Annotated in this window: 24 protein-coding genes; 4 read left to right on the forward strand and 20 right to left on the reverse strand. The window is 43.5% G+C overall.

Annotated features, from left to right (window positions below):
* Position 1 precedes the first annotated feature (1 nt).
* The 8 genes from ABN764_RS15395 to ABN764_RS15430 all read right to left on the reverse strand — a co-directional run bounded on the left by ABN764_RS15395 (position 2) and on the right by ABN764_RS15430 (position 8,014).
* The gene (locus ABN764_RS15395; protein WP_446672405.1) at positions 2-520 is read right to left on the reverse strand and encodes an XRE family transcriptional regulator; all 519 of its coding nucleotides are present in this window, start codon (positions 518-520) and stop codon (positions 2-4) included.
* Between the two features lie 254 nt (positions 521-774).
* Entirely contained in the window at positions 775-1,656 is an 882-nt protein-coding gene (locus tag ABN764_RS15400) for a GNAT family N-acetyltransferase (protein ID WP_446672406.1), read from the reverse strand.
* 81 nt (positions 1,657-1,737) lie between these two features.
* Entirely contained in the window at positions 1,738-2,538 is an 801-nt protein-coding gene (locus tag ABN764_RS15405; protein ID WP_446672407.1) for a hypothetical protein, read from the reverse strand.
* Positions 2,539-2,665: 127 nt separating this feature from the next.
* Positions 2,666-3,115, reverse strand: a complete 450-nt coding sequence (locus ABN764_RS15410) for a GNAT family N-acetyltransferase (protein ID WP_268624722.1) — start codon at positions 3,113-3,115, stop codon at positions 2,666-2,668.
* A 118-nt stretch (positions 3,116-3,233) separates the two neighbouring features.
* Positions 3,234-3,812 (reverse strand): histidine phosphatase family protein, encoded by a 579-nt coding sequence (locus ABN764_RS15415; protein WP_446672408.1) that lies wholly within the window; start codon positions 3,810-3,812, stop codon positions 3,234-3,236.
* A gap of 116 nt (positions 3,813-3,928) precedes the next feature.
* Positions 3,929-4,390: a GNAT family N-acetyltransferase gene (locus ABN764_RS15420; RefSeq protein WP_446672409.1), complete on the reverse strand. Its 462-nt coding sequence runs from the start codon at positions 4,388-4,390 to the stop codon at positions 3,929-3,931.
* 327 nt (positions 4,391-4,717) lie between these two features.
* Positions 4,718-6,793, reverse strand: a complete 2,076-nt coding sequence (locus ABN764_RS15425; protein ID WP_446672410.1) for a serine hydrolase domain-containing protein — start codon at positions 6,791-6,793, stop codon at positions 4,718-4,720.
* 51 nt (positions 6,794-6,844) lie between these two features.
* Positions 6,845-8,014: a serine hydrolase domain-containing protein gene (locus tag ABN764_RS15430; protein ID WP_446672411.1), complete on the reverse strand. Its 1,170-nt coding sequence runs from the start codon at positions 8,012-8,014 to the stop codon at positions 6,845-6,847.
* A 485-nt stretch (positions 8,015-8,499) separates the two neighbouring features.
* Here ABN764_RS15430 and ABN764_RS15435 point away from each other — a divergent pair, with 485 nt between their 5' ends.
* The gene (locus tag ABN764_RS15435) at positions 8,500-8,973 is read left to right on the forward strand and encodes a pentapeptide repeat-containing protein (protein ID WP_174811547.1); all 474 of its coding nucleotides are present in this window, start codon (positions 8,500-8,502) and stop codon (positions 8,971-8,973) included.
* A gap of 308 nt (positions 8,974-9,281) precedes the next feature.
* Here ABN764_RS15435 and ABN764_RS15440 read toward each other — a convergent pair whose 3' ends face one another.
* Together ABN764_RS15440 and ABN764_RS15445 are read right to left on the reverse strand one after the other, a co-directional pair.
* On the reverse strand, positions 9,282-10,175 hold the full coding sequence (locus ABN764_RS15440) for a PhzF family phenazine biosynthesis isomerase (protein ID WP_446672412.1): 894 nt from the start codon (positions 10,173-10,175) through the stop codon (positions 9,282-9,284).
* Positions 10,176-10,398: 223 nt separating this feature from the next.
* The gene (locus ABN764_RS15445; protein WP_446672413.1) at positions 10,399-10,821 is read right to left on the reverse strand and encodes a hypothetical protein; all 423 of its coding nucleotides are present in this window, start codon (positions 10,819-10,821) and stop codon (positions 10,399-10,401) included.
* A gap of 174 nt (positions 10,822-10,995) precedes the next feature.
* Between ABN764_RS15445 and ABN764_RS15450 the strand changes: the two genes are divergently transcribed.
* Complete coding sequence (locus ABN764_RS15450) at positions 10,996-11,892, forward strand: alpha/beta fold hydrolase (RefSeq protein ID WP_446672414.1); 897 nt, start codon at positions 10,996-10,998, stop codon at positions 11,890-11,892.
* Between the two features lie 259 nt (positions 11,893-12,151).
* Here ABN764_RS15450 and ABN764_RS15455 read toward each other — a convergent pair whose 3' ends face one another.
* Positions 12,152-12,748, reverse strand: a complete 597-nt coding sequence (locus tag ABN764_RS15455) for a hypothetical protein (RefSeq protein WP_446672415.1) — start codon at positions 12,746-12,748, stop codon at positions 12,152-12,154.
* Between the two features lie 224 nt (positions 12,749-12,972).
* On the opposite strand from ABN764_RS15455, the gene ABN764_RS15460 reads away from it, so the two are divergent.
* Positions 12,973-13,578: an undecaprenyl-diphosphatase gene (locus ABN764_RS15460; RefSeq protein WP_446672416.1), complete on the forward strand. Its 606-nt coding sequence runs from the start codon at positions 12,973-12,975 to the stop codon at positions 13,576-13,578.
* A gap of 119 nt (positions 13,579-13,697) precedes the next feature.
* Here the strand turns inward: ABN764_RS15460 and thyX are convergent, their stop codons facing one another.
* The 3 genes from thyX to ABN764_RS15475 all read right to left on the reverse strand — a co-directional run bounded on the left by thyX (position 13,698) and on the right by ABN764_RS15475 (position 15,880).
* The gene (gene thyX / locus ABN764_RS15465; protein ID WP_446672417.1) at positions 13,698-14,414 is read right to left on the reverse strand and encodes an FAD-dependent thymidylate synthase; all 717 of its coding nucleotides are present in this window, start codon (positions 14,412-14,414) and stop codon (positions 13,698-13,700) included.
* Positions 14,415-14,594: 180 nt separating this feature from the next.
* Entirely contained in the window at positions 14,595-14,954 is a 360-nt protein-coding gene (locus ABN764_RS15470; RefSeq protein ID WP_446672552.1) for a DUF1634 domain-containing protein, read from the reverse strand.
* Between the two features lie 47 nt (positions 14,955-15,001).
* Positions 15,002-15,880: a sulfite exporter TauE/SafE family protein gene (locus tag ABN764_RS15475; RefSeq protein WP_021255182.1), complete on the reverse strand. Its 879-nt coding sequence runs from the start codon at positions 15,878-15,880 to the stop codon at positions 15,002-15,004.
* Positions 15,881-15,989: 109 nt separating this feature from the next.
* On the opposite strand from ABN764_RS15475, the gene ABN764_RS15480 reads away from it, so the two are divergent.
* A complete protein-coding gene (locus tag ABN764_RS15480) occupies positions 15,990-16,445 on the forward strand; it encodes an Lrp/AsnC family transcriptional regulator (protein ID WP_021257925.1) in 456 nt (151 codons plus the stop codon).
* 238 nt (positions 16,446-16,683) lie between these two features.
* Here the strand turns inward: ABN764_RS15480 and ABN764_RS15485 are convergent, their stop codons facing one another.
* The 6 genes from ABN764_RS15485 to yqeK all read right to left on the reverse strand — a co-directional run bounded on the left by ABN764_RS15485 (position 16,684) and on the right by yqeK (position 21,475).
* Positions 16,684-17,181 carry a GNAT family N-acetyltransferase gene (locus ABN764_RS15485; RefSeq protein ID WP_174808008.1) on the reverse strand — a complete coding sequence of 166 codons (498 nt, stop codon included), beginning with the start codon at positions 17,179-17,181 and terminating at the stop codon, positions 16,684-16,686.
* 51 nt (positions 17,182-17,232) lie between these two features.
* Entirely contained in the window at positions 17,233-18,720 is a 1,488-nt protein-coding gene (locus ABN764_RS15490) for an MFS transporter (RefSeq protein ID WP_446672418.1), read from the reverse strand.
* Between the two features lie 129 nt (positions 18,721-18,849).
* Positions 18,850-19,899 (reverse strand): helix-turn-helix transcriptional regulator, encoded by a 1,050-nt coding sequence (locus ABN764_RS15495; protein ID WP_446672419.1) that lies wholly within the window; start codon positions 19,897-19,899, stop codon positions 18,850-18,852.
* Positions 19,900-20,032: 133 nt separating this feature from the next.
* A complete protein-coding gene (locus ABN764_RS29550; protein ID WP_512699558.1) occupies positions 20,033-20,419 on the reverse strand; it encodes a hypothetical protein in 387 nt (128 codons plus the stop codon).
* A gap of 9 nt (positions 20,420-20,428) precedes the next feature.
* A complete protein-coding gene (locus ABN764_RS15505; RefSeq protein WP_446672421.1) occupies positions 20,429-20,638 on the reverse strand; it encodes a hypothetical protein in 210 nt (69 codons plus the stop codon).
* 213 nt (positions 20,639-20,851) lie between these two features.
* Positions 20,852-21,475, reverse strand: a complete 624-nt coding sequence (yqeK, locus tag ABN764_RS15510) for a bis(5'-nucleosyl)-tetraphosphatase (symmetrical) YqeK (RefSeq protein ID WP_446672422.1) — start codon at positions 21,473-21,475, stop codon at positions 20,852-20,854.
* Between the last annotated feature and the right edge of the window lie 53 nt (positions 21,476-21,528).

Genomic DNA, 21,528 nt, shown 5'->3' on the forward strand with positions numbered 1-21,528 from the left:
GTTATTCTTTACCCTCCTGCAGTTTATTAGATAGTTCATCCACTTGTCCTGCATTTAGCTTATCGAGAATGACATCGAATATAGCCCCAACCCGCTCATCCCCCTGTTCCAATGCTGCAGCCATTCTCCCGAGACGGATTTGGTTACTTTGCTCTCGCTGAAGCTGCCGCTTCTTCTCCTGATAAGAGATAATATCTTCATCCTCTGCTCCCTCAGCCTTCAGCCTAGCTACTTTCTGATCCAGCAGCAGCATATGGAGCTCGGTTTTGGCAAATGGTGTTAATTGTTTCGCAAATCGCTCCCCATCTACAAGAACAGTCTCTTGAACCTTAAAATAGTTAGCGAGAGCCTTCAGCCTTTCTTCCGGAATGGGCCTCCGTTTTTTGATCCAATCTGAGAATTGTTGCGGGGTAATATTGAACTCACGACCTATCCCGGAATACGACTGCTCGTTGATCACGACAAGATACTCCAATACCGTCTTATACTTGACTATCTGTTGATCATTCAATGGAATCATCCTTTGACATAATTTATGTCAACAACATAACCCAATGACATAATTTATGTCAAGCAATTTTTAAGTCATGTATATCATTTTTTATGCAAAAAACCCCAACCATTTCTGATAAGGGTTTGTAGGCGGAAATCATAAAGACAGGAGGGGAACTGGTTTCGTCTGCTCGAGAGCAACAAAGCTGAGTCCTTTCCTGGCAAGGACGCCGTTTATCCATTCAATTTCACAGCATATGCTGCACTCACTTTCCCCCATCATTACGACTGCGCGATTTTTGGGAGCTTTATGTGATCAAGGGATTGAAGACGATTCGGCAACATAAACAAATTATCATCTGATGGTTCTGGGTACTCGACCTTAAACCCACCTTGCTCAGGATGAAATTGATAGTATACCCGTTCCGTCTGCTCAGTTGAAATCTTATTGACAACTTGCGAGAGATCAACTTGGTTCGGAGTCAGGACATCGTATAGTTTTATTGAATTTCCATCTTGCATAAAGATAACGACTGCGTCTAATTCTTCAATAAAATACAGATGCTCCTCAAACACATGCAAGCAATACCAAGCGAAGATTCCTTCTGCATGAATGGCGTCACACGTCGAGTATCTTACGTTCCGTGAATCATAGTATCGCATGACAAGCTCCCAATCCTGAACGTCCATTACGTTCAGCTTCCGCATATGAGGACGATCGCTGTGTGCCTCTAGCGTATTTATGACGGAGTAGAATTCCGGTTCTTGTACTCTATGGAAGCCAAACTTCGGATAGAAATCGAGAACCGTTCGATTCGCATATAAGTACATAAAGCTGCATTTTTGCTGATACTCTTCGATTACGATTTCCATTAGCTTTCTCGACAATCCTTGATTCCGATACGCTTCATCCGTCATGACCGTGCCGATCATAATGGCTTCATGAATCTCACCTTTAACAATGATATCCATTACATTCGCTGACACATTAGCAATGACTCTATCACCATCAGCATAAGAATAACAAATATATCGATCATTCCAGCATCCTCGCTGATACCAATCTTCAAACTGAATGCCGAACGATCGCTGCGCCAATGCATTGAAGCTGACACGGTATTTCTCTATGTCTTTATAATCCTTAATGAATACGAGTTCTTTCATAATAAATAACTCACCCTCATCGCCTTGTTGATGATATACCATTTAATAACAGTGAAAAATGATAAAGTAGATCAAAGAGGATTAAGTACGTCTTTCTATACGCCAAGCAAGCGTAAAGCCGCCTTGAAGCTTATCTCCTGTTACCGTCACATCATAGATCTCCGATTTCTGAGCGTAAAGCTTCATCGAGCTGTCCCCATCAGGCTCCATTCCGACGTGGTTCCCTCGCTCATCCTTTATATGAAAACCGTGCCCTCCGCCATTCTTGTTGCGCACATGAATGGATAGTGTTATCACATCACCGCGTCTCACTTGTATCGGAATTTCATGCTTTCCATGGAAATAATCAAAAGAAGCTGTATAAGAAATCGCGGTGCGCTCCTCAACCCAGTTGCTTTTCGTTGTAAAATCAATATTCGCAATCAGTAGGAGGACGGAGGGGATAATGAGGGAGAAGAGATAGGGAGCAACCTTCCGGCCGCGTATAATTGGATAAGCATATGTTCCCCAGAAAAAGAAAAGGGCGAAGAACGAGCCAAACATTCCGATAAGAAATGAGCTCATACTCACTTCCAGTCCTAGAAAAAAGAGATTTCCCGCTATCGCGTGCAGCAGAATACGTAACAGCACCGTTAGCCTTCCCAGCTTGATCGTTATTAGATCAATGATCACCGAACATGCAATTCCATACCCAAAGAATATCTTCCAGTAGGCAGAGTTGGCAAACTGTTCTGAATACGCGTACAAATCCATCTTCGGTAATACAAACATAGCAAAGAAAACAAACAAAGAGAAGCCTGCACCTGACAGCTTAGAAAGGATATACGCTGCATATCGATCCCCTCTCGGCTTCTCCATTCTCATCCCGGAATTCGTAATCAATCCGGATCACCTCTTCAACCAATTGATGCAATACCGATTGAAATCCTAGCTCTCTTTAATCTACATATACCTTGTTTTCCATCCATATAATCTTTGAATGCATCTCTATGCTACTCAATTCATGAAGTCATGCACTCGGCTCAAATTGGTACTTTGCCATCATCTCTCCCCAATCCGCTAACCCTTGCTCAACAAAACCAACACTCGCATACAAACGCTTCGCTCTTTCATTTTCAGGATTGTAACTAATAAAGACCACTTCTGTTCGATCCTCCTTGGATCTAAGCTCATCCATTAACAACTGCAGGGCCTGCTTGCCATAGCCTCTGCTCTGATGCTTCTCATCGATCATAAACCGATAGATCCAGTAGTTGCCGTCATCTGCATCTAGTCCATACATCGTAAAGCCTATCATTTGTTCATCCTCATATATGGCCTGCGCCACGAACCCAGGCAAAAATTGCACTTCTGCTATGGAGTACAGATTAGAAGCTATAAACTTGCTTTGTTCCTCCGACGGACGAAGGTTGATGCTCTCTTCCCAATTGTCCTGATCAATATTTTTCAATGTAATCATCTATGAAACCCTCCTGATTATTAAATCGTTTCTTAGTACTCGTAATAGATCACGATCGGCCAATGATGCGAATTTTCAAGGTCTCCCTCATTTCTTAGTAGGGGTAGTATCGATTCGACTATTCGTTATGCCAGAGCTTATCAACTCGTACAAGTTGCAAATCCTGAAGCTCAAGCCTATAGATATCCGGCATTGTCGTGGAGATCCAGAACTCGAATCCATAAGCCGGATCAAAGTAATTCAACATCAACGTCATAATGTCCCCGTGTGTCCCAAATACAATATGCTGTCCTTCATACTCGCTTATCAATTCTTGAAGTACAGCAACTGCTCTTCGCTGAGCGTCACGGCTTGATTCTCCATCAGGAAAAGAAAAATGGAAGTCTGCGTACAACTTACGTTTCGCCTCTTGGAAGCTCAATCCTTCAAATGCACCAATTTGCCGTTCTTTCAAATCCTCGTATATGTGGATAGGACGATTCAAAAGATCAGCAAGCGGCTGAATCGTTTGAATCGCCCGAGCATACGGGCTTGATACAAATACATCAATCGGTATATGCTGCATCAATTCGGCGAGCTTCATTGCATCCTGTTCTCCTGCAGCAGATATCCCCCTTGAGCGCTCTTCCCCTTCGATATATGGTGACTCACAATGCCTCACAAAATAGAGTGTAGTTGTCAGATCATAGCACCTCATTCCATCTGTAAGTTTAGTAGATTCCAGTTATTTTCTGTATACGAACGCAATTCTGATTACGGTTGTTCGGTTCGCCCAATTCATGATTAGCCCTCCCTCATTGATTGAGAACTACACTATAAATGCAACTCCATCGGATCATTGCATAGGCTGTATCCATTTCGCTCATAGAAGCGAACGCTCCATTCACTAGGCCATACGATGATGAATTCATGCTCCTGCTGCTTCGACCAAGCCTCTATCTCTTTCATCATCCTGCTTCCAATCTGGTTGCCGCGATGCTCTGGTACGGTATATACATTCGTCATATAGACAAATGGATTTGTCTTTCGCCCAGGTCGAGGGACTTTGTGAATCAATTCCAAGTAGATGTGGGAGATGACGCTGCCATCTAAATCAGCAACCCAAATAAACCACTCCCCACCTTTCATTGCTTCTAGTAAAAAGGAACGGCACTCCTTGTAAAAATCTTCGTACAGCTCCTCTGCAATCTTCTGTTCGTTATACTCATTCGAGAAGTCCCATCGCATTCGAATAAGCTGATCAATGTCTTGTACGCCGGCTAATCTTATATTCATCTCGAGGTTCTCTCCTTATCATGACAAGGCCCAACCAAAAACGAGTTTTCAGTCGGGCCATATGGTGTCTTACTGCACAGGATCTCATTCCATTATTATACACTCCAATTGTCAATTTCAAGTAGAAGGGTTACGTTCAAATTCAATTTTTTGGACGAATACGGCTGTTCCTTCAATGAAGACAAGAATATATTCATTTATATAATCATAATCGACCACAAAAGAAAGTTAAAGAAGCTGCCGCCAGTAGAGTACCGACGACAGCTTGCTGCTTAGGTATTTTACCTATGTCGTGCTGGTCTTGTTGAAGATCATTTTGAACTGTAGCTAGTTCAGCGTAACTGTAAATTCCGAGTTCGGCGCGCCAGCAAATACAACCGTTCCGTTCTTCGGCAGTTTTACTTTGTTATTTCCGCTCGCAACAGTAAAGTTGATACTTACTCCCTTCTCATCATACACCGCGAACGAACTCTTCGATGGCAACGCCACGGTCATTGTTTTCCCTGCTGCCGCTTGCGGGATCGTAAACCATTTCGCATGCCCATTTGCTCGCAGCTTAACTTTGGATGATTGACCTGCATCAAGCGGTTTTACCTTGGATTCACTTACATATAAGAAGCCGGCCATCTCCATATATTCATTGCCATCTTCTGTATAGAAACGGGCTTCCGCCGTATCACGCCCACCCATCACGGGAATCTGGAGTTGATGCTTTGCCGTATTCGGACCTGTAATTTGTTTGCTGTCCCAATAGCCCTCATTGAGAGTAATTTGTGTGGTAACAGGTATTAGTATTCCGAGATAGATCATAGAACTAAATTTCTCGTTCACGAGATAGAACTTGCCATCCTCCCGCTTCGCCCATGCAGCAGCGGTTTTCTTCGGTAGCACATTGTCTTCTAGTTTCTCGGCTAAATAGTTATTCATTGCAATTTGCTCCAAGCCTGGCGATAGTTCATATTTGCTCTCTTTCAAATAAGTTTTTCCATTCTTCTCGGTGACGAAGTTGAGCTTGGAAGTACCCTTCTCATTAATAAAGCTTCCATCCGCCGTATATACATATTTTTCTCCTGGCTTAAGAGGTAAGGATAATTCTCCCTTTTTCGTAATTTCTATTTTGAACTGACTGTAGGTATTCCCGTAAAAGCCCGCTTTCTTTGCCACGTCTTGAGGCATCTTGACCTTGACTGGCTTGCCGAAGGATTTATCCGGCTTTATATCTTTAATTGCACCCTTCTCTTTAAGCGCGGTTAGCAGTAATTTAGTTGCCACCATTTGATTTGTAACGCTGCTACCGCCTGACGACAACACAGCCGCTGCCATCTTCTGCTCTGGAAGCACGACCAGTGCAGCATGTTGCAGTACCGTGTCTCCGCCCTTAGCCAAGGCCTTTATCCCATATCTATTAAATGGGTATAGTTTTACACTATCCCATCCAAGACCATAGTTGAACACACTATCTCCGTTCTCCGGCCACATTCCTTTTTTATATTCCTCTTGCTCCATCTCCTTGACTGCCTTATTAGAAAGTATTCCTTTTCCCTGTCCCATAAATAATTGTGAGAATCGCACCACATCTTCTGCCGTGGAAGAGATCCCTCCCGAACCAATCGCATTCAATGATTCAATAGGAAGCTGTCCTTGGTACGTCGGAATATAAAGTCCAGCCCGCTTTTCGTCTTCCCATTTGTCCTGTGGCGTTTTCGTATGATTAAGTTTTAATGGCTCTGTAAACTTTTGATGTAGAAATTCAGTAAAACTCATACCGCTGACTCTTTCTACCAAAATCTCGGCCAGCGTAAAGCCGTCATTACAGTACACCGAGAACGCGCCAGGGTCGGCCTTCAAGCTTTGGCTGGATAGTTCCCGCAACAAGCTATCATGAGCAAAAGTATCATTATCATTAAATAAAACTACATTATTGAACGTCATACCTGGCATACCCGAGGAGTGGTTCAACAGCATACGCGGCGTAATGCGCTTATACCGCGCATCTTTCATCTTGAAATCAGGAACATAGCGGACGACAGGAGTATCCAAATCGACTTTTCCTTCGTCGACCAATTTCATTACAGCCGCAGCTGTATATACTTTACTGGTTGAACCAATCCCGTATAGAGTATCTTTCGTCAGCGGGAGTTTCCCTTCCATATCGTTCTTGCCTGTCTGACCCGACAAAATAATTTTTCCATTATCAATTAGCGCATACTGCACGCTAGTCGTCTCATAGGACTTCGTGAGTAGAGCAGCTTTCTCAGCTGCAATCTTCTTCAGTTCTTTGCTAGCAACCTCTTGGCTAGCTACAACCGCAATATTACTGCGAGAAGATGCTATCGCCAATGTCGGTAAGGTCATCGTGAGCGCCAATGTAGCGGCTAACACCCCAGATAGTTTCTTGTTCATAAGATAATTGCCTCCTAGATAATGACATAGTTTAACCTTTTTCCTTTTTACCTACTTGCTAAATTCAGCAAGTAAAATATTTTTAAAAAGTTCCGAACTTTTAACTTTACCCATACTGTTCAAACTGATGGCTAACGTATGTCTACCTCCATGTGTACCCCCAGCAAAGGTATCAAATCCTGGAATTCCACCCGTATGTCCCCATATCAAGACACCATTTGGAAGCTTAGTTTCATAGATTCCAAGACCAAATCCATCGATTCCTTCTATTCCTGTAGGAACGGTAGTAAGCATTTGTTTTAGTTGCTGATCTTTTAGTAATTTGCCACCGAGCAAGTAAGAAAAGAATTTGTTTAAGTCGTCAGCAGTAGAAATCATCTCTCCAGCCGATTGACCCATACTTGGGTTATAATAAGTAACGTCCTTTGGCTCACTTGCTCTGTCTAGTTGGATATATCCGCGGGGATGCTTGGTGCCTGGAATAACGGTCGAATTGCCAGGTAGGAATGTATCCGACAATTCAAGCGGTTCAATAATCCGATTTTCAATTTCTTCCGCATAGCTGTTTCCGGTTACTTTTTCAATAAGGATACCCAGTAATACGTATCCTGTGTTCGAATAAGACCACCCCTTTCCTGGGGCAAAGTCAGGTGGTAGAGAAATCCCCATACTTACTAATTCTTCAGCTGCATACGATTTTTTTGTATCCATAAGATCAAATTCTTTTGACCTTGAGTATTCAGCGATTCCACTTGTATGGTTCAATATTTGCCGGATCGTAATCTGGTTACCATCATATCCGTTTCTTTGAATGACACCAGGCAACCATTTTTCAATGGAATCGTCTAGATTCAAGCGGTTCTCTCCAGCTAATTGAAGTACAACCGTTGCGGTGAACGTCTTCGTCACGCTGCCAATGCGAAAGCGAAAATCTGTTTTCATTGGTTTATTGGTCCTCAGATCCGCTATCCCAACAGCATAACTCCACGTTTTTCCACTCTCAGAAGTTTTAGCGAGTATCCCCGGGTATCCAAGTTGCAATGTATCCCGCATTGCTTGCTTGACGGAAGAACGATCTCGTTGAATACTTGTTTGTGACGAACTTGATCCATTTAGAGTGGGCTCTGCTTTTACAATTGGGGTTGGCGATGTGTATAGCAAGAAACTTCCAGCTATTAAAAGAGCCAAACTTGCAAATGTAATTGGACTACTTGTTTTCATAGGGCATTCCACTCCTCTATTCATTTTGTATGGGTGGTTGCTTGTTGTTCCGTACTAATTACACTGCTATCTCCTTCCCTCACCTCCTCATATTTATATCCTATACAGTAAAAATTTCTTTTTTCTTATCCATTTCTTACAAATCCCTTACGTTCAAAATAGCTTCAATAAAAGGGTAGAAGGAGCATCTGTGCCCGAAAACGTGAAGCGTTTTCCAATAAATTATTGGCTTTGTTAAACTTTGTTGTTGATACTTGATAATTAAGAACAAATGTTCTATATTAAAGATAATATCACTGCTCGAAGATGGTTTAACCATGGATTTAAAGGAACTGAAAAATCTTGTTCGGCTTTCTGCTTATTCTTGTTAAGCTAACTGGCAGTAGCGTGTGGAAGATACATTGCATTTTTATCGTGTCGGAAATAAAGGTACTCCTAATCAGGTGTCGAATATTTTATAACACCATTAATTGGAGGTTAATAAGATGGAATTAAATGTTGAACATTTAGATTTTGAAATGGCTGATATTTCAAAGTCGAGGTTCCATAAAGTTAAGGCTGAGGAGTTACATTTTGACAATGTTAACTTGGCTAAGACACAAATTAATAATGCGAATTTGAGAAGGATGGCATTGAATGATGTGAACATGTCTGATGGCAGAATCTCAAATGCTAATCTCTCTGGTACTGAAATTAATCATGCTGATCTTAGCCATGTTGTAATTGACCATGTTCAATTATTCGGAACTGAATTTCGTAATATTGTTCTCCCTATGGAGGGGGATGGGAATTACAATCCCAGTGGTGACTACAAACCAATTAGTTTTATGAATTGTGACCTATCTAACGGGCAATTATCCAACTGTAATTTATCAAATCTGGACATTCGTGATTGCGATATATCTGGATTGAAGGTTAATGGAATATTGGTAGAAGACTTATTGAAAAATATGAAATGAATATATTAGTTAGTTAACTAACGGATACTATGGTTCAAAAAACCGCCTTTTCACGCCAAGGCGGTTTTTCTTATGGTCAAATATCAACATTAGAATTTAACAAAACAAAATTATTAAACAAAAAGAAACACAGAAGTTTTTCACTTCTATGTTTCTTTTTCCGTCCATAATTATTAAAGATTCGATTTACTGAGAACCTTATTATGAAGTCTCCCCCTATAATGAAATAACCCAACTAAAAAACGAGTTTTCAGTCGGGTCACTTAGTGTTTTATAAGGACGCTTATCATATTTCATTACTATACACTTTATTGGTCAATATCAACGGTTATATCCTTGACAAATACAGCAGTCCCCTCAATGTAAACTTCAATCTGGTCATCATTTCTCACTGCTTGAACCTTAACCCTGCCATCGCGATCCATCTCTTGGCCTTGCTCTACAACGAATTCAGCTGAATCCAGATCTGTGCGCATATATTGCAAGTAATAAGCCCCCATAACCCCGGATGCTGTACCTGTTACAGGATCTTCTACCGTTCCTGAATACGGAGAGGAGAAATGTCTTCCATGCATGAACGCATCAGGATGATAAGTCTCCATACAAAATGGATGAATGGACGCTTGCGGGATTTCTGTCAATATACTCGGGAACATGGTATTCATAGGCTTCATGGCCTTAAACTTCTCAAGTCTCTTAATAGGTACTAGCAGAGTCCATATGCCTGTGCTTCCATAAGCTATAGATGCGGTCAGATCGATATCGTCTACCTGCAATCCGATTGACTCCGCTAATCGCGCGATATCTCCTTGAAAGGGAATAAACTGTGAACGGTTCTGCTTCATTTTGATGTACAGTCGTCCATCAAGGATCGTGAATTCAATCGGTAATATACCTGCCTTCGTTTCGATGTTGATGCTTTTCTTTTCTCCAAAATAGCCTTTCGAATGTAAACAATACAACGACGCTATAGTTGCATGGCCGCATAGATTCATCTCATGCCCTGGGGTAAAATATCGCAATCGAACATCTGCTTGATCCGAATGAAGAATGAATGTCGTTTCATTATATCCGACCTGCTTCGCAATTCGCTGCATGTCCTGCTCGCTTAATGCATCTGCATCAAGCACAATACCTGCTGGATTGCCCTTCTGTGGAATTGTAGTGAACGCATCATAGTGAAGAACAGTGATTGAGCTCATGCTATCCTACCTCCTTCAAATTGGTTTTCATTTCGTAGATCATGTAATCTACTGCCTTCTATTTTTCCATGCAAAAAATGATACCACGAACAGAATAGCTGCTGCCATCAAACCGTGGCGGATAATCCGCTCCACCTAACTATACCCTACACCAATCTCTTCATATCAGATATCCTTTCGACCTCTTCAAATGGCAAACCTCTGACCTTCTTTACGAATAAATTTAATCAATATCGTAGATAAGCCATTTCGAGTCCGGTTCTTTTCCCTTTATAAATACATATTGTGACGTGAAATAATCATCGTTGGTCAGCATATCATCAGCTAGGAGAAGGACTTGATATGCCTTCTTCTGCTCTTGGATATGGATGGGAGTGTGCAGCTTCACCGCCTTCAATTGATAGGTCGGCATGCCTGTTATCGGACTATTCGGTGCGATTAGCTTCATATATTCCTCCGCATTGCCCTCATGCAAATATTGCATTCGTTTGTTGATGAGCTGTACAATATCTTGTTCATCTTGATTCAAGCCCTTCATTTCCAAATACTCAGGGCCAGACTTGGATGTACAGCCTTGAAGTAGAATGAGAAATATGACAAGCCATACAGTCTGAACGACATACCTATTTCTACAGACACGTCCCATTAACCAACACTCCTTCTTTTTTCAAATGCCGAGCAACCACCTACGTCTTCAACCTGACAAAGATCAGCCTCGCCACATCTTCAATTAGAGAATTAAACTTTCTCGCCCCATCTGCATCCAATTTCGATATGTAACGTAACTATAGGATGGTGCTAAGTACGGAGGAGGCGTTCGATGAACAGCATAGTAACGATTTATAAAAGCGAAAAGGGTAAGAGTTTGATTGCGAATCATTATGAAAACTATATACAAGCTTTGCCGTTTCCCGTTGAACGCATGTATCTGAATACGAGCTTTGGCTCAACTCATCTATTAGCTGTGGGACCCACTGATGGAAAACCGTTGTTCCTATTACAAGGGGGAAACTGCATCAACCCAATGACATTGTCTTGGTTTTCTCCATTAACGAGCCAGTATCGAATTTATGCGCCTGATACGATTGGTCATCCTGGGTTTAGTGCAGAAACTAGAGTGTCAGCTAAGGATAATAGCTTCGCCCTATGGCTTCAAGAACTCATGAACGGTCTTGATATCAAGAAATGTGGATTTATAGGCACCTCTTATGGAGCAGGAATCATATTAAGACTAGCCGCCTGTATGCCGCATAAAATAGACTGCGCCGTGCTTGTGTCACCAGCAGGAATACGTTTAGGATCGAAGCTCAAAATGATCAAGGACATCCTTTTGCCACTGCTTCTGTTCCATGCAACTTCCTCAGATCGATACCTTGATAAGCTAACCAATGCCATGTCTGACAACACGATGAAGGCAATAGACAAGAAAATTATTGGAGACATTTTTCGATATGTGAAACTTGAGCAAAATATGCCTAAGCTTACAGAAAAAGAGGAACTCCAGCATTTCCATGCGCCGACTCTTCTTATTACAGGCCGAAAGGACATCTTTTTCCCTGAACGGCAGGTCAATCAAACAGCACGCGCAATCATCCCGAATCTGACCGCAATCAAATCATACGAGATGGGACATTTCCCTTCAGAATCCGATTTGGTCACCATTAACGATGAAATCTCTTTGTTCCTGCAAACTTATTACGTAACGAAATTTACATAGATTCGCTATCGTCGCTTAGGTGGATTATTATGCCTTGTCACAAGAATCCTCCTAAGAGACGCCTTATGGCTCTGGTATTTCTCTCATTCTCGTCTCCAACATTTGAATGAAGATTTCACATCTTCCTCATAGACCATCATCAATATTCACAATTTTCCTTTATCATTCCAATCCATGTCGTTAATGAAACTCGTCCGGAACCTGAATACATGGCTTCCCCTCGATCACTCAGGCTGCAAAGTAATAAGCGACGCTATACTCATACCATTGTTCTCCCCTCAAAAGCGTGGATGTCTGCATGTTCAGTATTTATCCATTTGTTTCTGTATCGTTCTATGACCCGATCATCCCATATTTGAACTTCAATATATCGCTCAGGGCCATAATGACCGTGCGCGTTCCATTGCTGTGGCCAGCCAAACTGTTCAACTACCTGCCGAATACTATCTCGGGTATATACCTTTTTGCGATATGGCTTCCCGTCCTCAACTCGCATCGTAGGAAATAAGTCTCCATAAGTAAAACTAATGGTACTACCATCGAAATCATCAATATAGATTAGTATTTCTCTTCCCTCTTCATACCACTCCAGCAGCCAGTGGCATTGCCCTAATGTCATATAGTGAGGATACAGCGTCCGAGGATTGCCGCCTTGCTCTACAAACATCATTCTTGCCTGCTTCTCTAATTGACGCCTAATTTGCATGTAATCTTCAGATCGTTTGCTTGCAAAACCTCTTCCATTCTCTCTTAACTCGGACAAGATGCTGTTCGCTTCTTCAATAGACAGTGCAGACAAATTGTGAAATGGCCCTCGTGCGGCTTCGTAATAGTGACACAAAAGATTGAAGTCCATTTTGACAGCCTCCTATTTCAACATAGGAATCATAACAATCGTGTTCCCCATTCGGTTCATATTAGCAAATACGCGACAACCCATAAATAACCAGGTGATTCTGATCAGATTTTTATGTAATATTAAGAATTTATTAAGGAGCAATTAAAGCCCTCTCCCTATACTAAGCATATGGAATAAATACTAGATCTAATTGATATAGGTCACAAGGAGGAAGAACATACGTGTCATTACCCCAATTAAATATTGAAATGTTTCGTGGAATTAACGACTTAGGCAAGCAGCTCTCCTTTCTAAATCCATCTGTCGTATTCATTGCGGAATATACGATCTATCTGTTAGCAGCTAGCATGCTGTTATTTTGGTTCACCCGTACAACGGCCAATCGCATGATGGTGCTGCAAGGCGGATTTGCATTCATTCTCGCAGAGCTCCTTGGCAAAGCGGTTGGAATGTTCCATTCGCATCATCAACCATTTGCGGAACTCCCGAATGTTAGTAAATTAATCGATCACAGCATCAACAATTCATTTCCTAGTGATCATACGATATTGTTTTTCTCCATCTGTGCGTCGTTCTGGCTGATGCGCAAAAAAACAGGCTGGGGCTGGTTGTGGCTCGTGCTGGCGGGTTGTGTAGCGTTATCTCGTGTATGGGTTGGCGTACATTATCCTGTAGATATTGCAGTAGGCGCAATGATCGGGATCTTCTCAGCAGTGCTCGTGTTCTGGTCATCCACTAGATTTGCGTGGCTATCTCGCTTGCTTGATATGTACGAGAGCGTGGAACGACGCTTACTACCAGCGGGCAATAAATCTAAAGGTCTATAAGTAAAGCATTTCAAAGAAAATGAGAATGGACGCACCATATTGGAGTAGCCGAATACCAATATGGCTGCGTCCATTGCATAATCTCCTCAAGACCATTTACATGCACTTGTTACCTGCATTTACTCCCCAACATCCTGCTTCAAGAGCTCTTGCAAGGAATGTGGGAAAATAGGTCTGCTAAGCTCCAATATCGCCTTCGCGTAAGATTGAATTTCCTTCTGAGCATCATGCTCCAGGCGTTGATTCAAGAAGTGAGCCACCGATTGCAGGGAGGCTGTCCAATACCAGCGTACATACATGCCATAGGAAGGCAGAAATAATCTAGCTTGTTCCGCGCATATGCCATCTTCTAGTGCCGCTTCATACTTGGCAACACCAAGCTCAATGTAATTCATCAGTTCGTCCGTGTGCCTCTGCCCGATTTCCCAGGATACAATGTCTCCACTGCCCTGCTTTGAATTCTCGGGCTTGCTTCTCCATTCCCCCTGGGACGGTATGTAGAAGGTAGGATCTTCAGTGATATATCTACGACTCGATTCATTCCAAGCCTCCAAGCTGTCGCCTGTGCCTTCCATATGGGAAGAACCTATGACATACTTCCACCACTGTCTAGCAACCATAAGCGGCGCGTACACTTCGAACTGCAGCATGACATGTCGAAATGGCGAGGTATGTCCTTCTCTAGCCAGAAATTGAATCAATCGAATATCCCGTTCACTTAGCTCCATCGATTCCTTGGCATAGGATACCCGTGCGGAGTTGACAACCGTCAAATCCGAACCCATCGTGTTGACTAACCGGACATACCCCTTATCTAATACTTGCAGCATAGACATGGCTACCACTCCTATCTAGTAAATGAGACGAAAAGAGAACATCAAGTTCCCACTCAATGCTCTCTTCATTTGGATACATATTCTATTTTAGTATACATGAATCCAAGTGGATGAACAGGTATTTCCTGGCGAATATTATTGACTGACTTTTCTCTGTTCAGGCACTCCTAACACAATAGATCACCCTGCACTTCCAATGAAAAAGCTGGCGACTAAGATCAAGAACACTATTATTGTTATTCCTACATACAAATAATCTTGTTCATGCAGAAAAACAAAAATAGAGATAAAGACCCGCAGTACTGGTGTAGCAATGAGCATAAGCAGTCCTGTCAGGATAATCGCATATGACTTCATTGATAATAGACCGGCATAAATTCCTGCCAGACTGGTTGGAAAGGTCTGCTCAGGATATCCACTGTCTCCAGAAATGAGGAACAGCAGCAAGCCAGCAAGGATCACTGCTGCACTAGCCAGTACCCCTACCCGAAGCCACTTGCTGACAACAATCTCTACCGCTTCCGATTTGTTATTGCGCATTTGTGCGATCTCGGACTGCTGTACGCTGCCTTCTCGCCTAAGGTCACTCATAGAAGTCCCCCCAATCCCTGTACAATCATCTGAATGGCCACATAAGCCAATACGGGAATAAACCATTTGCGAATCGTCTTGCTCTTCATCTTCTGCATGATTCTCGCGCCAGCCGTTGCTCCCATCAGAACCCCCAGCGCCACCGGAGCCGAGATTGCCGGATCAATGTCACCACGGAACAGATAGACCCCCGCGCTTGCCGCGCCCGTAACGCCCATCATGAAGTTGCTCGTCGCACTGGATACCTTAAGCGGGAGCTTCATGAAGACATCCATCGCCATCACTTTGAAGCTGCCGCTGCCAATTCCAAGCAGACCCGATATCACCCCTGCCCCGTACATGACGCCGAATCCGCCGTATACATTGTCCACCTTATACGGAACCGTCTGATTCAAAGCCTTATCAAAATACTCACCTTGCAAGCGCAGCTTCTCCGCAACCGGATGCATAGTTACATCCTTCGGCAGTTCATCATTCCGCTTCTTAAGCATAGTCCCCGCCGAGTATAGCAGCAGCAGACCGAAGATAATATACAGTACCGTAGGCGCCATGATTCCGCCTAGAAATGCACCGGTTATCGCTCCCACCGTTGTTGCAACCTCCAAGAACATGCCTACTCGCACATTCGTAATCCGATCTCGGATATAAGCGATCGCTGCCCCGCTGGAGGTTGCAATGACCGAAATAATACTTGCGCCAATCGCCGTCTTAATATCAACACCGAACAATAAGGTCAATGCTGGCGTAACTATAATCCCTCCACCCAGACCAAGCACTGCCCCGACGATTCCAGCCAACACGGAGATCAACAGTATTTCAATCGCTAGTAAAGACAACATCCTCTCCCCTTCCGCGCCATGTTCTTCCTCATACATATGTATACACCTTTTTATACATTCGATCAATAGATTGCATCATTAACTTTACATTGTATGTGCTATAATGGGCTTATTAGGACAAGTACAAGTCGAAAGGGTTGATCAAATGCAGTTCCGTAATTTAGACGAAATCGATACACGGATTTTGCAGCTGTTATCCGAGAATGGACGCTTAAGCAATGCGGAGCTTGGACGAATGGTCAACTTGACCCGAGCGGCTGTTCGCGAACGAATCCATCAATTGATGGAGGATGGGATTATTGATCGGTTCACCATTGTCGTGAATCCGCTCAAGGCGGGCAAAACCTTGTCGATGTATTTCGATATTGAAGTGGATTGGGTGAAGCTGCAGCATGTCGTAGAACAGCTAAGATTGGCTGAGGAGATTACGAACGTGTATCAAATGAGCGGCAAGCCGCATCTGCATGTCCATGCACTGCTGGATGATCCGGAGCATGCTGAGCAGTGCTTGAGAATGCTTCAAGCGATTGATGGTATCACTTCCGTCACTAGTGAGGTACTCATTGCGCGGCATAAAGAAAGAGGCGGATTGTTGATCTAAACAAATCTGCAATAAATAAAACATAACTACCAAATAGCCCGCTCAGACAAATAGCTCGTGCATATCAGCCGTTCGTCAAGCGGGCTTTTTCATTTGCATGCTCATCTGTTCACTTCACACTTCCCCACTAAAAAAGCTACTGGTGTATGCAGCGATCCAGAAGCCACAAGCGGGGCGTAAAATTGATGTCGTTATTTTAAAATATTTTTTTTCGGACAACGATTATTGAAACTCTCTTCTACTGAAGCTCAGTGGAGAAGCATTGGATCGGGCCGTCCCAGCCGTTTTCCCGAATCTCTTCATAGTTATCGTTTGTGTACGCTGCAATCACCTTTCTCCAAAAATGCTGCGAAGGTATGTTTTCGTCAATCTGCCCGACCTTCCAAGTTCCCTGAAACCGATCGAACAATGCTGTTGCCGCATACCTTCCTGCACCGGAACGCCGATATTTTTTCATTACGAAAAATTCCGCCATCGAATAAACCGTCCGCTTGTCATCATCCGTTCCTAACTTCCTTACGAGCGCTACTCCCGCAAGCTTCCCATCCACTCGAATGAAGAAAGGATATCTCCCATCCTCTGTCCAGTAATGATCGAGATACATATATTCATATAGACCGTTCTCGTTGACGTCCTCAGGATCGTATTCACTGAAATCATATTTATACAGCTCCAGCAAATTGCGAAGCGTAGATTTTTGCTCGTACTCGACCTGATGCAGCGTGATCATACTCATGCCCTGCTCTCCTCCAATTCTGATGGTTTTCTCTCTTACTTCTCTCTATTTTTACAATGTATGCTTCGCTTTTTCCAATCGGTTATTCCGGCTATGATCCGGTAAAAAACAGAGACAGACGAAAGTCGCCAATGCCAGCCCTCCGCAAGCACCAACTGATACAGAAAATGCGCGTACATAATCAGACAGCTCCGCTTCCATGAGCACATGTCCAAGTACACCGGAAAATAAAATACCAATCAATGCCACCCCTAGCGAATTCGCCAAGTACATGCAGGTCGTGAATAGTCCTGAACCCGATCCCGCATCCTTCTTCGAAACTGTGCTCAGAACGATATTCGCAAGTGGTGTCGTGACCATGCCAAGGCTGAATCCGTACATCCATAATAGGAGAAAATTACGGTAATCAAGCATAGCCCTCGCGTCATACAGGATAGAACCAATCAGCAGCGATATGCATATTGCCATGCCGATAGAGCCGAGCTTCAATGTACCTATCCCCCATTTTTCTACGAAACGGGAGGATAAGAGAGAGGACAGAAAGAATCCGACCCCCAATGGCAGAAACACCATGCTTGTGGTTTGAACATCCTTATGCAGGCCGTATTGGACATAGTAGCTTAATAGGAAAAAGAAAGCGAACATGCCCAGGTACACGACAAGCACAGCCAACATACCTACGCGAAAGGAAGCATGCAGAAATACATCAAGATTCACCAATGGAAAGGCGTTTCTTCTCTTCGTGCGACACTCGAATACCACAAAAGTAATGAGTACACCAATACCGATCAGCAAGCAAGACCAAACCCACAACGGCCACCCCTGCCTCTGCCCTTCCGATAAAGGATATACAAGCAAAAATAAGCCGCTTATGAGCAGAAGTGCACCACTCCAATCAATAGGCTGTTTCTCCCCGCGCGATTCCGGAATGATTGGCAGCAGCATCAGAACCAGCATACCGAATGGAACGTTAACAAAGAACACCATTCGCCAGCCAAGATCGAACAGGTTCCAGTTGACGATAAGCCCCCCCAAAATGAGTCCAAAAGCAAATCCAAATCCAATGATTGCACCATATATGCTGAACGCGATTGCCTTTTCTCGTGGCGGAAAGCTGACCTGCATCGTAGAAAGAACCTGGGGCTGAATGAGCGCAGCAGCCAAACCTTGAACGATCCGAATGGCAATAAGCAGGGAAGGATCCGAGGTCAAGCCACCAATCATGGCCATGATTGTGAACCCACTCACTCCAATAAGTAGCAGCCTTTTTCTTCCGAATATGTCACCCAACTTTCCGCTAATGATCAAGGCCACCGCCAAGCCAAGAGAGAAACCTGTAACAATTAGCTGCGCTTCAGCGAAGCTTGCGTTCAAGCTGTGCTGCATTAACGGCAGAGCAACCTGAATCATATAAGTGTTCAGTGAGATAAGCAGCGTCGGCAGTAGTACGATAACGAGTGCAGTCCATCGTTTCGGATTCCCCTCCATTTGCTGATTACCATCCGTGTGTTGTGATGTAGTTGTCAAAATAGGAGACATTACGGTTCCCTCCAGTAGTTAGAATCACATGAATACTCTAATTATGAGCCAATCATGTTCACATGCTCTACCTGAAGAGGGAGTCTTTGCCCCTATAGCGGAAATAATTGAAGAACCCTTCTACCTACATTAGGCCAAAGGATCCCCTTGCGAAATGGAAGAGTCGCCGCCATTCGAAGACGACCTTCGAACTTGATCCTGCTGTTCCAACTGCTTGAGGAACGAGCTTGGATTGCAGCCGTAATGCTTGCGAAAGGCTGCCGTAAAGTTGCTAACATTACTATACCCGACCGCGACGGCTGCTTCCCCTACATTCAGATGCCCCATTTCCATATGCCATATCGCTTTCTCGATCCGCTGCTTGCGCACCAGTTCGAATACTGTTGAGCCGAACAATTCTCGAAATCCTGCTTTCAGCTTGAATTCGTTGATCCCGACATGCTTGGAGAGTTCTCGTATCGACAAGGGCTGTTCATAGTTGTTCATTACAATTTCCCTTGCCTCATGAAGCTTCACGATATCATCGCGTCGAACGATTCGTCTCACTGTTCGATCATGAATTTCGTCAGTCTCTCCGAATAAGGCGAGGAATTCGATAGCTTTGCTCTCCATGTATAGTCGCTTCATCTTTCCCCGATAATTGCACCGAAGCATATCCGTTACACATCGATGAATGTCAGGTGTGACCGAATAGGAGTCAATACTGCCAAGGTGACGATGAAGCAATCTCTCCATGTTCTGCTTCTCGGCCGCATCAGCGGCATAGGCATACAGTTCATCCGGTGAAAATCTCACCTCGACCATATGATGGTGCATTCCTGCCTTTTTCTCCTCATATACCTGCACATCCTCCAACAGCAGCACATTGCCAGACTGCGGTTCCGTATGGCTTGCTTTTCCACCCCATTCGCAATACACTTCTCCGCTCAAACAATAACTCAGTTCAAACAGACGGCATGCCTCCTGAATGTGGAGCCTCATATCTTCCGCATAAGTGACGTCGGTCACCATGATTTCCATACCTTCACGGACGCGCATCCGGATCACACTGCCCGTTCCTATGTGAGGAGGAAGGAACACTCGCTGCTCCCAAGTGCTGCTTTCCATATCACCATGAATCATTTCAGAATAACGCTCAAAATAATCATGGATGCTGGCTACATGAACCTCAGCTGCCATCTGATCACCTTCTATTCCACCTTATTGGCCTGAACGAGAATCTATATCATTTACCTTCATTGTTGAAGGTATTTTCCTTACAGACAACAATCAGGAATGAAAATTAGCATTTCTATGGAAATCAACCTATAATTCATAAATATGCACCTACTTCTTCCACTTCATCTTCCATAAGCATATACTGCGCCATCTCAGGCAGGTAAAGATAACGGTCGATATCAAAATCAACCTTTACATCCATAAAGCAATCATAGGTCAGCTCCACTGTACCGTTGACCTGTTCGACTATATAATCAATGAATTCCTCAGCATGGCGTTCCCTTAATTCTTCCTCATGCTCTTGAAAACGGAAAGTCTTCTCGAGCACGGCCCATACCGCCATCGGAAAATAATGCTTCTCCTCAAGAAACATCACCATTTCATCTTGTAACTGCGGATTCTCAATATCCCATTCCGCATTCTTCTGGAATAAGGCTTGCCAAGATGAAGGCTGAATGCGATTTGCGAAGTTGCTATACAGCTCAGATACTTATCCTAGAAACACCTGAATCGGATTTTCGGCATACGGATAAGCTGTGCTCGCAGCAACTTCTTCTCTTGCATTCTCCACATTTTCATATGTATTTTCCAACCGTTCACCATGATCGTTCAGCATCATGTTAGAAGCTTCTATCGCTTCCGTTACTGCTGATCTTTTGCGCGCCAGCTTTAACGCTACTTCATACGCTTCTTGCAGCATTTCTTTCCACTGTGGGTCATTTTCTTAATGCTAAAAGCGAAAAACTTCCTTCAACCATTCTTTATTCTACCAATACCACAAGAGATAATCATCCATTTTATACTAGATTCGAACTAAGTGGGAACCCCATTTCCCTTTCAAATTTCCGGCAGCAGGTCAACAAAAAATGGAGTAGTCTGACACCACTGCATCAGACCACTCCATATTGCAACTTCATTCCGCATTCAATTGTACATGTAATTGTTCATAAGCATCTGCAAGCCAAGGGTGAACGACCTTCAAGGTGTCCTTGCGCTCCCATAAATATTGAATGTAAGCAAACGCCGCATGTTCCAGCGATATTGCGAGATTATGATGTAATTCCTCGATATAAGGAGGAATACCTTGCTGATCCCATGCAATCTTGTCGGCAACAAATAGTACAAGATCGAGCTGCGTGGCATCAGCTCGCAGCGTTGTATGACAGCCCACCGCATCCAGCACTTCGGCATCCGTAACGCCAAATATGTCCCGGGCCATCACCTTGGATAGCTTCTGATGGATGATCATAGGGAATTGCTCTTCTTCGGGCAGTATATCAATTCCTAGCTGCCTCGCCGCCTCAATTCGTTCCTCGTTAGGAAATACGGCGCTTATATCATGCAGCCATCCCGCCAATTCCGCTCGCTCCGGATCAGCATAATATAATTGCGCAATTCTTCTAGCTTCTGTCCCTACATCCATACAATGCTCTGCAGTGCCCGGGCTATGATTTGCGGTTAGAAACTGTTGAATATCCTGCTTCATATTTCCCGTGAACTCAATTTCTTGCACAAGCTTTTCAAATAATAGATGCATGATAGATATACCTCTCTCACTATAGAATGTCATCCCTATTAATCATTTATTTC

Source organism: Paenibacillus wuxiensis, from assembly GCF_040195695.1.
GTDB lineage: Bacteria > Bacillota > Bacilli > Paenibacillales > Paenibacillaceae > Paenibacillus_B > Paenibacillus_B suaedae.

What these genes read in the sequence shown, in the direction of transcription:
- ABN764_RS15415 (WP_446672408.1), bottom strand. Translation starts at nt 3,812, where the DNA reads ATGAGGTGCTATGATCTGACAACTACACTCTATTTTGTGAGGCATTGT.
- ABN764_RS15450 (WP_446672414.1), top strand. Translation starts at nt 10,996, where the DNA reads ATGAACAGCATAGTAACGATTTATAAAAGCGAAAAGGGTAAGAGTTTG.
- yqeK (WP_446672422.1), bottom strand. Translation starts at nt 21,475, where the DNA reads ATGCATCTATTATTTGAAAAGCTTGTGCAAGAAATTGAGTTCACGGGA.
- ABN764_RS15430 (WP_446672411.1), bottom strand. Translation starts at nt 8,014, where the DNA reads ATGAAAACAAGTAGTCCAATTACATTTGCAAGTTTGGCTCTTTTAATA.
- ABN764_RS15420 (WP_446672409.1), bottom strand. Translation starts at nt 4,390, where the DNA reads ATGAATATAAGATTAGCCGGCGTACAAGACATTGATCAGCTTATTCGA.
- ABN764_RS15490 (WP_446672418.1), bottom strand. Translation starts at nt 18,720, where the DNA reads ATGTCTCCTATTTTGACAACTACATCACAACACACGGATGGTAATCAG.
- ABN764_RS15445 (WP_446672413.1), bottom strand. Translation starts at nt 10,821, where the DNA reads ATGGGACGTGTCTGTAGAAATAGGTATGTCGTTCAGACTGTATGGCTT.
- ABN764_RS15455 (WP_446672415.1), bottom strand. Translation starts at nt 12,748, where the DNA reads ATGGACTTCAATCTTTTGTGTCACTATTACGAAGCCGCACGAGGGCCA.
- ABN764_RS15440 (WP_446672412.1), bottom strand. Translation starts at nt 10,175, where the DNA reads ATGAGCTCAATCACTGTTCTTCACTATGATGCGTTCACTACAATTCCA.
- ABN764_RS15505 (WP_446672421.1), bottom strand. Translation starts at nt 20,638, where the DNA reads ATGCTGCAAGAAGCGTATGAAGTAGCGTTAAAGCTGGCGCGCAAAAGA.
- ABN764_RS15435 (WP_174811547.1), top strand. Translation starts at nt 8,500, where the DNA reads ATGGAATTAAATGTTGAACATTTAGATTTTGAAATGGCTGATATTTCA.
- ABN764_RS15480 (WP_021257925.1), top strand. Translation starts at nt 15,990, where the DNA reads ATGCAGTTCCGTAATTTAGACGAAATCGATACACGGATTTTGCAGCTG.
- ABN764_RS15410 (WP_268624722.1), bottom strand. Translation starts at nt 3,115, where the DNA reads ATGATTACATTGAAAAATATTGATCAGGACAATTGGGAAGAGAGCATC.
- ABN764_RS15395 (WP_446672405.1), bottom strand. Translation starts at nt 520, where the DNA reads ATGATTCCATTGAATGATCAACAGATAGTCAAGTATAAGACGGTATTG.
- ABN764_RS15425 (WP_446672410.1), bottom strand. Translation starts at nt 6,793, where the DNA reads ATGAACAAGAAACTATCTGGGGTGTTAGCCGCTACATTGGCGCTCACG.
- ABN764_RS15400 (WP_446672406.1), bottom strand. Translation starts at nt 1,656, where the DNA reads ATGAAAGAACTCGTATTCATTAAGGATTATAAAGACATAGAGAAATAC.
- ABN764_RS15485 (WP_174808008.1), bottom strand. Translation starts at nt 17,181, where the DNA reads ATGAGTATGATCACGCTGCATCAGGTCGAGTACGAGCAAAAATCTACG.
- ABN764_RS15475 (WP_021255182.1), bottom strand. Translation starts at nt 15,880, where the DNA reads ATGTATGAGGAAGAACATGGCGCGGAAGGGGAGAGGATGTTGTCTTTA.
- thyX (WP_446672417.1), bottom strand. Translation starts at nt 14,414, where the DNA reads ATGTCTATGCTGCAAGTATTAGATAAGGGGTATGTCCGGTTAGTCAAC.
- ABN764_RS15470 (WP_446672552.1), bottom strand. Translation starts at nt 14,954, where the DNA reads ATGCGCAATAACAAATCGGAAGCGGTAGAGATTGTTGTCAGCAAGTGG.
- ABN764_RS15495 (WP_446672419.1), bottom strand. Translation starts at nt 19,899, where the DNA reads ATGGCAGCTGAGGTTCATGTAGCCAGCATCCATGATTATTTTGAGCGT.